The organism is Candidatus Accumulibacter necessarius, assembly GCF_036625085.1.
The window spans coordinates 1-12,889 of sequence record NZ_JAZKUM010000014.1; the positions used below are offsets into that span (position 1 = coordinate 1).

12 protein-coding genes and 1 pseudogene are annotated in these 12,889 nt (G+C 62.0%); 9 read left to right on the plus strand and 4 right to left on the minus strand.

Annotated elements, in window-relative coordinates:
- A pseudogene (locus V5B44_RS24680) lies at positions 1–142 on the plus strand (D-glycero-beta-D-manno-heptose 1-phosphate adenylyltransferase); the annotation flags it as partial.
- Positions 143–291: 149 nt separating this feature from the next.
- On the opposite strand, the gene V5B44_RS24685 reads toward V5B44_RS24680, so the two are convergent.
- The 4 genes from V5B44_RS24685 to V5B44_RS24700 form a co-directional block, all read right to left on the minus strand.
- Entirely contained in the window at positions 292–1,140 is an 849-nt protein-coding gene (locus V5B44_RS24685; RefSeq protein WP_332361793.1) for an HDOD domain-containing protein, read from the minus strand.
- Positions 1,141–1,164: 24 nt separating this feature from the next.
- Positions 1,165–1,542, minus strand: coding sequence for a YajD family HNH nuclease (locus tag V5B44_RS24690; RefSeq protein WP_332361794.1), 378 nt, complete (start codon positions 1,540–1,542; stop codon positions 1,165–1,167).
- 56 nt (positions 1,543–1,598) lie between these two features.
- The gene (locus V5B44_RS24695) at positions 1,599–2,768 is read right to left on the minus strand and encodes an alkaline phosphatase family protein (protein WP_332361796.1); all 1,170 of its coding nucleotides are present in this window, start codon (positions 2,766–2,768) and stop codon (positions 1,599–1,601) included.
- A gap of 77 nt (positions 2,769–2,845) precedes the next feature.
- Complete coding sequence (locus V5B44_RS24700) at positions 2,846–3,913, minus strand: MBL fold metallo-hydrolase (protein ID WP_332361798.1); 1,068 nt, start codon at positions 3,911–3,913, stop codon at positions 2,846–2,848.
- Between the two features lie 160 nt (positions 3,914–4,073).
- Here V5B44_RS24700 and V5B44_RS24705 point away from each other — a divergent pair, with 160 nt between their 5' ends.
- The 8 genes from V5B44_RS24705 to V5B44_RS24745 all read left to right on the plus strand — a co-directional run bounded on the left by V5B44_RS24705 (position 4,074) and on the right by V5B44_RS24745 (position 12,882).
- Positions 4,074–4,529, plus strand: a complete 456-nt coding sequence (locus V5B44_RS24705; protein WP_332361800.1) for a PaaI family thioesterase — start codon at positions 4,074–4,076, stop codon at positions 4,527–4,529.
- A 16-nt stretch (positions 4,530–4,545) separates the two neighbouring features.
- On the plus strand, positions 4,546–5,709 hold the full coding sequence (locus tag V5B44_RS24710; protein WP_332361802.1) for an isovaleryl-CoA dehydrogenase: 1,164 nt from the start codon (positions 4,546–4,548) through the stop codon (positions 5,707–5,709).
- 99 nt (positions 5,710–5,808) lie between these two features.
- Positions 5,809–6,951, plus strand: coding sequence for a carbonate dehydratase (can, locus tag V5B44_RS24715; RefSeq protein WP_332361804.1), 1,143 nt, complete (start codon positions 5,809–5,811; stop codon positions 6,949–6,951).
- A gap of 96 nt (positions 6,952–7,047) precedes the next feature.
- Positions 7,048–7,992 (plus strand): DMT family transporter, encoded by a 945-nt coding sequence (locus V5B44_RS24720; RefSeq protein ID WP_332361806.1) that lies wholly within the window; start codon positions 7,048–7,050, stop codon positions 7,990–7,992.
- Positions 7,989–9,125, plus strand: a complete 1,137-nt coding sequence (locus V5B44_RS24725; protein ID WP_332361809.1) for an acyl-CoA dehydrogenase — start codon at positions 7,989–7,991, stop codon at positions 9,123–9,125. Before V5B44_RS24720 ends, V5B44_RS24725 begins: the two co-directional genes overlap by 4 nt.
- Before the next feature lie 625 nt (positions 9,126–9,750).
- Entirely contained in the window at positions 9,751–10,077 is a 327-nt protein-coding gene (locus V5B44_RS24735) for a hypothetical protein (RefSeq protein WP_332361811.1), read from the plus strand.
- A gap of 583 nt (positions 10,078–10,660) precedes the next feature.
- Positions 10,661–11,263, plus strand: a complete 603-nt coding sequence (locus V5B44_RS24740) for a 2-hydroxychromene-2-carboxylate isomerase (protein WP_332361813.1) — start codon at positions 10,661–10,663, stop codon at positions 11,261–11,263.
- Positions 11,263–12,882 carry a carboxyl transferase domain-containing protein gene (locus tag V5B44_RS24745; RefSeq protein ID WP_332361815.1) on the plus strand — a complete coding sequence of 540 codons (1,620 nt, stop codon included), beginning with the start codon at positions 11,263–11,265 and terminating at the stop codon, positions 12,880–12,882. The genes V5B44_RS24740 and V5B44_RS24745 overlap by 1 nt, the downstream gene beginning before the upstream one ends.
- Positions 12,883–12,889 lie beyond the last annotated feature (7 nt).

Below are 12,889 nucleotides of genomic sequence, written 5' to 3' on the forward strand. Positions count from 1 at the left end.
TCTCGTCAAGGGTGGCGACTGGCCGGTCGACCAAATCGTCGGCAACCGGGAGGTCAACGCTTGGGGTGGCCGCGTGCTGTCCCTGCCGTTTATTCACCAGACATCGACAACGGCGCTGCTCGACAAGATCAGGCGTCTGTAGCAGCTATCCGACAAGGGAATTCCCGGAACCAGACCTTCACTCACCAGCCAGCGCCGCTCTGGAAACAAACGGCCAACGGGCTCCGCCTCCGGCTCAAGGATGTGGCGAAGGGTCGTTGAAATACCGGCGGAAGAAGAATTGACGCCAGATCAAGTGGCGAGTGCGCTTTTTAGCGAGGCAACGTCCTCTGCCGACTCTGCAAGAAGGGTGCTGAGCGCCTCGGCATCAAACAACTGCCCGAGCAGGCTAGGGTCAGTCAGCTCGCCCAGCGCGGGGTCTCTCCACCCATGCTCAACGTTGGCCAACCGGTTGGCAACGAACAGGACGTCAGACAGCGTTTTCAGCGTCTCGATCGTCCGCTCCTGTTCGTGCTCCTGCACGACCAGCAGCACTTCTTCGGGCAACCCCATGGCCGCCAGCAGCGCGTGTCCGATACTGTCATGCCACTGCACCAGCAACTGCTGCAGCGCCAGCGGATCGGCGACCATTTCAGGAAAATTCGTCGCCCGCGAGAGCAGGTAAAAAACACCGATATCATGCACCAGCCCGACGAACATCGCTTCGTCCGGGTTGACCCGACTCACCCGTCGAGCCAGGACACGCGAGAGGGCAGCGACGTGCACCGTATGTTCCCATAATCGCCGCGACAAGGCTTCGAAGGGCGCCATTTTCTTGGAGTTGAGGAGTTGCTCCATGGCGACGGCAAAGGAAACGGTACGCACAGCATCCATTCCCACCCGAGCAATCGCGCTACTGACGTCGACGATCGTTCGTCCCGAGGAGTTCATCGCCACCGAGTTGGCCAGTCGGATGATCTTGCTGCTCATCAATGGCTCGGCGCTGACCAGCCGCCCCAATTGTTCGATCGTCAGACTGGGGTTCTTGAGCGCCGTTCGCACCTGGAAGGTGATGTCGAGGAAAGTCGGAAAAGAAACGACATCGCCGGACAGGTCACGGGCGATATCTTGCAGAATACGGAAGCTGAAGTCGTTACTCATTGGGTGTTGGTTCCCGATGCCCTTTCAGTTGCGTTTCAACAGGTCCTTGAGATTCGCAAAGGGCTGGGCTGTTGCCGGAGCCCTGGTCTGCGAGCCAAGGGAGTTGATTCCGGCCAGGCGTGCAGCTTCTGCGTCAAGTTGCCTGGCGTGTTCGTTATCGTGGCAGTAAAGGCACAAGAGTTCCCAGTTGCTGCCATCGCCGGGATTGTCATCGTGATTGTGGTTCCTGTGATGGACGGTGAGTTCGCGCAGGTTCTGCTGGGTGAACTCACGCGAGCAGCGACCACAGATCCACGGGTAGATTTTCAGTGCCTGTTCGCGATAGCCCGCCTCGCGGCCAAGGCGACTGCGAACGGCGTCGGCGATCAAACGATCGGTTCTTGCGGTCTTGTCGGTAGCCATTGGAGACTCCTGATGAAATGAATCCTGAGTGCGGCGCCAGCCGACCCTGCAGCTTGTCAAATGAGCAGCCCGACCAGCGGGACGCGCATTTCGCTGGCGCTGATCCCGCCATGTACGCCTAGCATCGAAAAACGCCGCTCTCCAGGCAGCCAGTCCTTGATTGTCCAGTTATCCTTCATCACCAGAGTGTAGTCGCCGACTCTGGATGCCAGGCGTGGATGGTAGGGCCGCGGGCCAAACCAGCCAGCGGCGATCAGCCTGTCGCTGTCGTACAGGTGAGCTGCGCGGGCGAGATGACGGCGCACATAGGCTTCGAAAGCTGGCCGATTCTCCTGCGCGACGTAGCAATAGGCAACCCGGCGCTCGCCGCAAAGGGGACGGAGAAGCAAGGCGGCGAGTTGCGGATGGTCGTCAAGACTGATGACCCGACGCGGCGGTGAATCAACGAAGCCATGATCAGCGGTGACCAGCACCCAGGTGTTGCTGCCTCGCAGCTGGCGCAGCAAGTCGCCGAACAAGGCGTCGAAGGCGGCGAGCGTCTGCTGGGCTTGGCGGCTGTCTGTTCCATAATGGTGTGAATAACTGTCGAGATCCGGATAGTAGGCATAGACGTAGCGCGACCTGGCGGTCTCTTGCAGCAGACCGGCGAGACAGGAAAACATTTCAGGCAGCGAGCTGTAGGCGGTTGTCTGCGCGCCGCGCGAGTGCCAGGAATTGAAGGCGCTGCCGGCAATGCTTTGCGGCGCCACCACCCAGGATTCTCGATCCAGTGTTTGAAACAGGGACGGATGGTCAAACAGACGCGGCGGCAGTTCGTCCGGAAGCAGACTGGGTAGTCCCAGGCGGGGAGTCAAGGGCAGGACGGCCAGAGTCTCGTCGATCTCGGCCATGTACATATGCCAGCCGGTGAGCCCGTGTTGCGCCGGTGCAAGACCGGTCATCACAGTGGTGACAGCACTGGCGGTGGTCGATGGAAACACTGAAGTCATGCTGCCAAGCAGGTGACGTTGCAGGTGCGGGCTGACAGCAGCGTGTCTGGCCAACGTGCGCAGACCCAAGCCATCGATCAGCAGGAGAACGATATGCCGGGCTCTGGCCAGTGACGCTGCAGTTGCCGTGGCGAGCTGAGGGTATTGACGATATTTACCGCCACAGGCAGTGGCGATGCTCTGCATCAGATTGACGATGCTGCCGCCTGCGTAATCCGGAAGTAGGCTCGAACTCATGATGCGACCATTCTACGCCAAGCAATCGGCATCCGTTATCTAGCGCCGGCGGCAAAGGATAGAAGCTGGCAGCCGGCTCAGCGACCGCCTGACTGGCTGAGCACGCCTCTGTCGTCCTGCTTCCTGACAAAACGGACCCGCCCGCTGCTGTCTTCGATGCGCAGCAGGCGTCCGGCGTGTTCGAGTCGATTCAGATGAGCGATCGCTTCACCCATGGCGAACATCGTCTGGTGGGTGTCGAGATCCCTCGGAAACAGGGTCATCAGCAGTTCGGCAGCGCTGCGCGGGCTGCCACAGTGCTCCTCAAGGACCAGCAAGCGCTCTTCGTGGTGTGCGTGCAGGGCATCTACCCGCTTCTCGATGCCGTAGAAAGGCAGTCCGTGCGAGGGCAGCACGAGCGTTGCAGCGGGCAGTTCGCGATAGCGGTCGATCGACTGCAAGTAGTCCGCCAGTGAATCGGCCAGCGGCGTGACGGCAAAGACGCTGACATTGGTCGAGATCTTCGGCAGCAGCATGTCACCGGAAATCAGCACGCCAAGTTCCGCGCTGTAGAGTGCTGCATGTTCCGGCGAGTGGCCGAAGCCGACGCGTACCTGCCAGCGATGCCTGCCAATCGCGAGTTCGTCGCCGGAAAAAAGGCGCTGGTACTGGCTTGGCAGGCTCGGCACGCCGCGGTTATAGGCGCCGCTACGGCGTTCAAGCGCGGCGCAACGCTCGGCATCGAGGCCATGTGCGCGGAACTGGCGCAGCATCGGCTGATTGCCGTGGCCGGCAACTTCATTCCAGACCGCATGCGCAGTCAGGTACTCGCCGAGCGTCATCAGTACCGGCGCTCCGGTCCGCTCCTGCAACCAAGCGGCAAGGCCGACGTGATCCGGGTGAAAATGGGTGACGATGATGCGCCTGATCCGCCCACCACGGGTGGTCGCTGCCAGGCGACCGAGAATTGTCTGCCAACACGCCTGAACGGCTTCGAGCGCGAAGCCAGTGTCGACGATCGTCCACCCTGCATCCTCTTCGAGCAGCCAGAGATTGATATGGTCGAGCGCGAACGGTAGCGGCATCCGCAACCAGTGTACGCCTGGAGAGACCTCGAAGGTTTCACCGGCAGCGGGTGGGGTGGCAAACGGGTAATCAGGCGACATCTGGTGGCGGATTGTAAAAAGCTCCGGAATCTATAAACTGGCGAGCCAGCAGGCGGGCCGGCAGCGGCCTCGAGCGCGTACCATTCTACACGTGATCCAATCCGGAACAGTCCCGTGGTGGAGCAGCTGGCCGCTACCTTCAACAGTTGGAATGACGTCCATGTACAAAGCCCAGGACCCTCACTTCGCTGAACGCATCCGCGCCAGCTTCGCGCAACAGCAGGCAATGACCCTGATTGGTGCCAGCATGGCGGTAGTCGAGCCTGGCTACACCGAGATCCACCTGCCGCACAAGCCGGAAATCACCCAGCAACACGGCTACATTCATGGCGGCGTGGTCGGCATGATTGCCGATTCGGCAGCCGGCTACGCAGCCAGCACCCTGACCGCAGCCGAAGCTGGCGTGTTGACCGTCGAGTACAAACTCAACCTGCTGGCACCGGCCGAGGGGCAGTTGCTGATCGCCGAGGGGTCGGTGGTCCGCTACGGACGAACCCTGATCGTCACTCGAGCAGAGGTCTTTGCCGTCAGTCACGGTCGGAAGACCCAGTGCGCGCTGATGCAACAGACGATCATCACCGCGCACGGCAAAAAGGAACACGCCGCCAAACACTGATCAAGGAACGAGAGACATGGAATACCCGAGCCTCAATTTCGCCCATGGCGAAACCATCGACATGTTGCGTGCAAGTATTCAGGCCTTTGCGGCTGACGAGATAGCGCCACGTGCCGAAGCTATTGATCGCGACAATCTTTTTCCGGCCGACCTGTGGATCAAGCTGGGCCGCATGGGTCTGCTGGGTATCACCGCCGAAGAGGAATACGGCGGGATCGGGCTGGGTTATCTGGCGCATATTGTCGCCATGGAGGAAATCTCCCGCGCTTCGGCAAGCGTCGCCCTCTCGTACGGCGCTCACTCCAACCTGTGCGTCAACCAAATTCGGCGCAACGGCAGCGCCGCGCAGAAAAACAGGTATCTGCCGAAGCTGATCTCGGGCGAACATATCGGGGCACTCGCAATGTCGGAAGCCAACGCCGGCTCGGACGTGGTGAGCATGAAGCTGCATGCCGAGCGCAAGGGCGACCGCTTCGTCCTCAACGGTGGCAAGATGTGGATCACCAATGGTGGCGACGCTGACACGCTGGTGGTCTACGCCAAGACCGACCTCGCAGCCGGCCCGCGAGGGATCACCGCCTTCATCGTCGAGAAGGGAACGAAAGGTTTCTCCTGCGGATCCAAGCTCGACAAACTGGGCATGCGCGGCTCGAACACCTACCCGCTGTTCTTCGACGACTGTGAAGTGCCCGAGGAAAACGTCCTCGGCCAACTCAACGGCGGCGTCCGAGTGTTGATGAGCGGCCTCGATTACGAACGCGCGGTGCTCGCCGGTGGTCCGCTGGGGATCATGGCCGCCGCCATGGATCTGGTACTGCCCTACCTGCATGACCGCCAGCAGTTTGGCCAGTCGATCGGCGAATTTCAGCTGATGCAGGGCAAGCTCGCCGACATGTACACCACGTTCAACGTCAGCCGGGCCTACGTCTATGCCGTCGGCCAGGCCTGCGATCGCGGCGAAACAACGCGCAAGGACGCCGCCGGGGCGATCCTTTACGCCGCCGAAAAGGCGACCTGGATGGCCGGCGAGGCGATCCAGACGCTCGGCGGTAACGGCTACATCAACGAGTATCCAGCCGGTCGCCTTTGGCGCGACGCGAAACTCTACGAGATCGGCGCCGGCACCTCCGAAATCCGCCGCATGCTGATCGGTCGCGAACTGTTCAGCGAAACGCTGTAGGACAACCGCGACTGCAACGCAAGGCGCGGGCAACCTGCCTGCCGCCACCCACAACCCTACCGCAGCTGCGATCTGCCACCCTTTCTGATCTGAAAATTCATGCTCAACACCTTGCGCGCTCTCACCCCCGAAGATACCACCGCCCTCGAGGATGTCCGCCAGTTCTTCCGCAACTATGCGGCATGGCTTGGCGTTGACCTGTGTTTTCAGAACTTCGAAGAGGAAATGGCCTCGCTGCCGGGCGCCTATGGAAAGCCTGATGGCCGCCTCTTCTACGCCGAGCGCGACGGACGGCCGGCTGGCTGCGTCGGCATCCGGCCCTTCTCCGCCGGACTGTGCGAAATGAAGCGGCTGTACGTCGAGCCGAGCCAGCGCGGCTTCGGGGTCGGCCGTGATCTGACGCTGGCAGCAATCCGGGCCGCCAAGGAAATCGGCTACCGCAAGCTGCTGCTCGACACGCTGCCGGCAATGCGTGTGGCCGTCAAGCTCTATCGCGAGATGGGCTTCAAGGAAACGCCAGCCTACTATCAGACGCCGCTCGAAGGCACGATGTTTCTTACCCTTGATCTTGAAAACTGGTCGGAGGAGGAAGTCGCCAACGAGAACCTTTTCCACCTGTTCGACTTCAACCGCGCCTGGTCGAGTCGCATGCAGGAGATGGATTCGGAGTACTTCCTCAAGCTGTCGCGCCTGCAAACACCGCAATACCTGTGGATCGGCTGCTCCGATTCGCGCGTGCCGGCGAACGAGATCGTCGGTCTGCTGCCGGGGGAGCTGTTCGTCCACCGCAACGTCGCCAATGTCGTTGTTCACACCGATCTCAACTGCTTGTCGGTGATCCAGTTCGCCGTCGACGTTCTCAAGGTCAAACACGTCATGGTGGTCGGCCATTACGGTTGCGGCGGTGTCAAAGCGGCGCTCAACCGTGACCGTGCAGGACTGGTCGACATCTGGTTGCGACACGTACGCGACGTGCATGACAAGCATCTGGCACTGGTCGAAGCCTTACCGGCCGAACGGCAGCACGATCGCCTCTGTGAACTCAATGTCCTCGAACAGGTGGCCAATGTCTGCCAGACCTTTGTTGTTCAGGACGCCTGGCAGCGCGGCCAGCCGGTCACCGTGCACGGCTGGATCTACGGCTTGCGGGACGGCCTGATGCGTGACCTCGGCTTCACGGTCCACCGCGACGTCGACCTGCTGCCGAACTATGTCGCTGCCCTCGAAGCGCTGCAGATCTGAGCGTCGTTTCCCGAAGGAGCTTGAGATGCATGATTCGCTGCTTGTCCGCTGTTTCAGCGCTGGCCCTCCCGCCAATACCATGCTCGCGGCGGCCTTTTGAGAACGGGATCCGACCGGCTGGCGGCATCACCGGCAACCTACTTCAAGCTCGTCGCCACGGCTCTGGTCTGGGGGGCGACGTGGATTGCCGGCCGTATCGCGGTCAGCGAAGCATCGCCACTGGCAGTCGCCAGTTGGCGATTCCTGCTCGCCGCACTGGTTCTCGGCACGCTGGTGACGATCCATGAAGGCTGGCCGCGCTGGTCGCCGAAGGAATGGCTGACGCTTACCGCCCTGGGCGCCAGCGGCATCTTTCTCTACAACCTGTGTTTCCTCTATGGACTGACGATGATCGAAGCCGGCCGCGGCGCGCTGGTGGTCGCCCTGACGCCAGCGGTGGTCGCGGCCGGCGATTGGCTGCTCTTCGGCGCGCCAATGTCGCCCGCCAAAGCAGCCGGTATTGCCTTCGCGATGTTTGGTTGCCTGCTGGTGGTCACCAACGGCGATCCCCGCTTGCTGCTTTCCGGCCAGGTCGGCTTTGGCGAGTGGCTGATCATCGGCTGCAGTGTGCTATGGGCGGTCTATACTTTCATCGGCCGGCGCGGCACGCGCTCGCTGTCGCCGCTGGCAATGACCTTTGGCGCCAGCTTGACCGGCTGGCTGATGCTCACCATCGCCGCGCTGCTCCAGGGTTCGCTGTTTTCGCTGACGGCAACCACCTGGCGTGGCTGGAGCGCGATCATCTTCCTCGGACTCTTCGGTACGGCACTTGCTTTCACGTGGTACGCCGAAGCCGTGCAGCGCATTGGCGCTACGCGTTCGGCGGCGTTTATCAATCTGGTCCCGGTGAGCGCCGTCATCCTCGGCGCTCTGCTGCTCGACGAGCGTCTCGGCATCGCTGTTCTCGCCGGTGGAGCGCTGGTCATCGCGGGAGTCATCATTACCAATCACGCCGGCGCACGCCTCGCGGCCGGCGTCATCAGCAAGGAGAAAATCGCATGATCCTCACACAGGAACAGGAAATGATCCGCGACTCGCTGCGCGACTTCGCGCAGGAACGCCTGGCGCCCTTCGCCGCCGAATGGGACCGCCACCACATCTTCCCGGCTGAGGCCCTGCGCGAACTCGGCGAACTCGGCGCGCTCGGCATGGTCGTCCCCGAACAGTGGGGAGGCGCCGGCATGGATTACATGTCGCTGGTGCTGGTGATCGAAGAGATCGCCGCCGGTGACGGCGCCACCTCGACCATCGTCAGCGTGCAGAACTCGCTGGCCTGCGGCATCACCATGAAGTATGGCAGCGACGAGCAGAAGGAAACCTGGCTGAAGCCACTGGCGCGCGGCGAGATGCTCGGCTGCTTCTGCCTGACCGAGCCACATACGGGCTCCGATGCGGCCGCGATCACCACCCGTGCCGACCACGACGGCGATTTCTTTGTCCTCAACGGCGTCAAGCAGTTCATCACCACCGGCAAGTATGCGCAGGTGGCGATCGTCTTCGCCGTCACCGACAAAGCTGCCGGCAAGAAAGGTATCTCGTGCTTCCTGGTGCCGACCGACACCCCCGGCTACATCGTCGCGCGTATCGAGGAAAAGATGGGCCAGCGCGCATCCGACACGGCGCAGATTCTGTTCGAGAACTGCCGCATCCCTGCCTCGTGCCTGCTCGGCAAGGAAGGCGACGGCTACCGCATCGCCCTGTCAAATCTTGAAGCGGGCCGCATCGGCATCGCCGCCCAGTCAGTGGGCATGGCGCGAGCGGCTTTCGAAGCAGCGGTACAGTACGCCAAGGAGCGCGAGACCTTCGGCAAGCCGATCATCGAACATCAGGCAGTCAGCTTCCGCCTCGCCGACATGGCCACCCAGATCGATGCCGCCCGCCTGCTGGTCTGGCGCGCCGCGACCTTCAAGGATGCCGGTAAGCCCTGTCTCAAGGAAGCGTCGATGGCCAAGATGTTCGCCTCGGAAATGGCCGAGAAAGTCTGTTCCGACGCGATCCAGATCCTCGGCGGCTATGGTTATGTCAGCGACTTCCCGGTCGAGCGGATCTATCGCGACGTCCGCGTCTGCCAGATTTACGAGGGCGCCAACGACATCCAGCGCCTGGTGATCGGCCGTGCCGTAGCTGGCGACTAGCGTGACCGGAGCGTTCTTCGCCCGGAAGTCAGCGTCCCTGCGCTGGCAGCTGACGCTTTGCGGACCGGGCGCTTCAGGCACACTCGTCTCGGCGGGGATCCCTGCCGTGGGCACAGGACGGGCTGGTGTGCCGTGACGGCCCCTTCCGCGGCGGGTGCTTCCTTCCGGGACTGGCGTTAGCGGGCTTCGATGGCTGTGCCGTCGCGAGGGAGATGCCCGATCAGTTGATCTCCCAGATACGCCCGTTCAAAGGGCGGACGCTCTACACCACACCACGAAACCGCCGTGAATTCCTCGATACGCCCCCGACTCCTGCATGTGCCTGAGCTTCTCGAGCTTTGGCGTCCGCGGACCTACTTGCGCCGTCAGCTCGGGCAGCAACTCGTGCTGAACCATGTGCCACCGTTGCATGATCGGCTGAGGTTGGGTAGTATTCCGTTGACGAGTGTTATGATGTTGGTCTCAGTAACCGTCTGATGCTAGAGGTGGCCGCCCACATCCTCTGCGTTCGGCTCTGGCCGCAAAAAAGTCAGCCCTGCGGGGTGCAAGTTTCGCCAGAGGCTCGTTAAGCCGGGTCACAACACCGCAGCCACAGCCGTTCAGAAAAACCAAGGGAGCCCCGACCATGAAGAGACCCACCATTTCCTCGTTTGCCCTCGTTGCCCTCATGACTCTCGCCGGATGCGCCAGCCAGCAACAGATTCTCCAAGGAATGCAAGGCGAGGCCGTCGAATCTGCTCTGGCGCGCGGACGCTTCGACCTGCAGTGCCCGACGGCCCAAGCCTCGGTGCTCAGCCAGGAGCTGATGCAGCCCCTGGTTTTCGGTGGGCCTGAGCGTGGCTTGTACACCGTCGGCGTCAGCGGCTGCGACCAGCGCAGGACTTATCAGATCATCTGCCCGGAAGGCGGGTCCGGCTGTTTCTCGGCTGATACGCTGGGCAACATTCAGTGAACATACAAACCCCGCAGCTTGCCGGAAGAGCGGTGAATCCAACCACACCACGGTCACCCACCGTGGTCAGCATCTGAGCCCTATCAAGGGCGTCAATCTCCCGATTGGTTCCAGGAGTTCCTGACAACTCATCGGAATCGCGCCCGCTCAGTGCCTGTCTCTTGCTGCTGAGAAACTCACAATCCCGTGTCGCCACAGCGCCGCTTCCTCATGCCACCCGGGCATACGGACAACCCCCCGGACGGGACTTAAACCCGCTAGACTTGCTGCTGTTACTGCGAAGAGGGAGAGCGGGAGACATCAGGTCTTTCCTGTTGCCTCGTAACCCGCTTACCCAATGACTATTGGTCACGCAAGAGGGACCAAACTTTCTCTATTGTCTTTCGACCCTAGCTTGGCCAAAAACGGAGACCCGACTCCTTCCATGTGACATTTTCCGTGCCTAGATCTCGAGTCCATCGAGTAAACGCCCAACTGATCATAGGCTTTCACCATGCCGCGAATGCCTGCCGATGGACATTGGCACTCTCGCTGCCAGTGAGACGTCACCACGGGCACTTGCAAACTCTTGAGGAGCAAGACCATGCCTCAGCCAATCGAATTCTACTTTGACTTCTCGTCCCCCTATGGCTACCTTGCATCGGAGAAAATCGAAGACCTTGCCGCGCGCCACAACCGCAAGGTCAGATGGCGGCCGATCCTGCTCGGCGTCATTTTCAAGCAGACCGGCGGCGCGCCACTGACCACGCTGCCGCTCAAGGGCGAGTACTCGCTGCACGATTTCCGGCGTTCGGCGCGCTTCCTCGATGTGCCGTACACGCACCCCGAGACCTTCCCGCTTGCCACCCAGCACGCTGCCCGCGCCTACTACTGGTTGCACGATCAGGACTGCGAGACGGCTCGTGCTTTCGTCCATCGCGTGTTTCGCGCCCTGTACCGCAATGGGCGCGACATCTCCGACCTCGACGTGGTGCTTGAACTTGCGGCACGGCAGGGTGCCGACCGCGATACACTCCTGGAAGCGCTCACGGGCCAGGCGCTCAAGGATCGACTGAAAGGAGAATGCGAAGCTGCACTCGCCAAGGGCGTTTTCGGTTCGCCGTACATCATCGTCGACGGCGAACCGTTCTTTGGGGCCGACCGCTTGCCGCAGATCGAGCGCTGGCTGGCCTCTGGAGGTTTTTGATGCCGATCCTGCAAACCCAGCTCAACGCACGCAGCAACGACTTCAAGGCCAACGTTGTGGCGATGGAAAAGGTCGTCGCTGACCTGCGCGCGACGGTGGCGACGATCGCTCTGGGCGGCCCCGAATCTGCACGTCAGAAGCACCTGGCACGCGGCAAGCTGCTGCCGCGCGAGCGGGTCAATGCGCTGATCGACCCTGGCTCGCCCTTCCTCGAACTGTCGCAACTGGCCGCCTATGGCATGTATGGCGAGACACACCCCTTCGAGGTCCCGGCAGCGTCGCTGATCACCGGCATCGGCCGCGTGAACGGCGTCGAGTGCATGATCGTTGCCAACGATGCGACGGTGAAAGGCGGCACCTATTACCCGCTGACGGTCAAGAAGCACCTGCGGGCACAGGAACTTGCCGGCGAGAACCGTCTGCCGTGCATCTATCTGGTCGATTCGGGTGGTGCCTTCCTGCCGATGCAGGACGAGGTCTTCCCCGACAAGGAGCATTTCGGACGCATCTTCTACAATCAGGCCAACCTGTCGGCGGCAGGAATTCCGCAGATTGCCGTCGTGATGGGTTCGTGCACGGCGGGCGGTGCGTACGTGCCGGCGATGTCCGACGAATCGATCATTGTCAAGAACCAGGGTACCATCTTTCTCGGCGGGCCGCCGTTGGTCAAGGCGGCGACCGGTGAGGTGGTAAGCGCCGAAGACCTCGGCGGCGCCGACGTACATACGCGGATTTCCGGCGTCGCCGATCACTATGCTGAAAACGACGCACACGCGCTGGCGATTGCCCGGCGAATCGTCGGCCACCTCAACTGGCGCAAGCAGCCGCCGCTCAGTCTGGGCGAACCGCACGCTCCGCTCTACCCGGCCGAAGAACTGTATGGCGTGATTCCGACCGATGCCAAGAAGCCCTTCGACGTGCGCGAGATCGTCGCCCGGATCGTCGATGGATCGGATTTCGACGAATTCAAGGCACGTTACGGGACGACGATCATCTGCGGCTTCGCCCGACTCTGGGGCTACCCGCTGGGAATTGTCGCCAACAACGGCATCCTTTTCTCCGAGTCTTCGCTGAAGGCGGCGCACTTCATCGAGCTCTGTGCGCAGCGTGGCATCCCGCTGCTCTTCCTGCAGAACATCACCGGCTTCATGGTCGGGCGCAAGTACGAAAACGGCGGCATTGCCCGCGACGGCGCCAAGATGGTGACTGCCGTCGCCTGCGCCAGGGTACCTAAGTTCACGGTGGTCATTGGCGGCTCCTTCGGCGCCGGCAACTACGGCATGTGCGGCCGCGCTTACTCGCCGCGTTTCCTCTGGATGTGGCCAAATGCGCGCATCTCGGTGATGGGCGGCGAGCAGGCGGCGAACGTGCTGGCGACGGTTCGGCGCGACGGACTCGAAGCGGCCGGCAAGGCCTGGAGCGCCGACGACGAAGAAGCGTTCAAGGCTCCGATTCGCGACCAGTACGAGCAGCAGGGTCACCCCTACTACGCCAGTGCCCGCCTCTGGGACGACGGTATCATCGATCCCGCCGACACCCGGCGGGTGGTCGGTCTGGGCTTGTCGGCGGCGCTGAACGCCGACGCCGAAGCGACCCGGTTCGGCATTTTCCGGATGTGAGGGGCCT

Coding starts and splice junctions, on each gene's coding strand:
- V5B44_RS24685 (WP_332361793.1), bottom strand. CDS start 1,140: ATGAGTAACGACTTCAGCTTCCGTATTCTGCAAGATATCGCCCGTGAC.
- V5B44_RS24690 (WP_332361794.1), bottom strand. CDS start 1,542: ATGGCTACCGACAAGACCGCAAGAACCGATCGTTTGATCGCCGACGCC.
- V5B44_RS24695 (WP_332361796.1), bottom strand. CDS start 2,768: ATGAGTTCGAGCCTACTTCCGGATTACGCAGGCGGCAGCATCGTCAAT.
- V5B44_RS24700 (WP_332361798.1), bottom strand. CDS start 3,913: ATGTCGCCTGATTACCCGTTTGCCACCCCACCCGCTGCCGGTGAAACC.
- V5B44_RS24705 (WP_332361800.1), top strand. CDS start 4,074: ATGTACAAAGCCCAGGACCCTCACTTCGCTGAACGCATCCGCGCCAGC.
- V5B44_RS24710 (WP_332361802.1), top strand. CDS start 4,546: ATGGAATACCCGAGCCTCAATTTCGCCCATGGCGAAACCATCGACATG.
- can (WP_332361804.1), top strand. CDS start 5,809: ATGCTCAACACCTTGCGCGCTCTCACCCCCGAAGATACCACCGCCCTC.
- V5B44_RS24725 (WP_332361809.1), top strand. CDS start 7,989: ATGATCCTCACACAGGAACAGGAAATGATCCGCGACTCGCTGCGCGAC.
- V5B44_RS24735 (WP_332361811.1), top strand. CDS start 9,751: ATGAAGAGACCCACCATTTCCTCGTTTGCCCTCGTTGCCCTCATGACT.
- V5B44_RS24740 (WP_332361813.1), top strand. CDS start 10,661: ATGCCTCAGCCAATCGAATTCTACTTTGACTTCTCGTCCCCCTATGGC.
- V5B44_RS24745 (WP_332361815.1), top strand. CDS start 11,263: ATGCCGATCCTGCAAACCCAGCTCAACGCACGCAGCAACGACTTCAAG.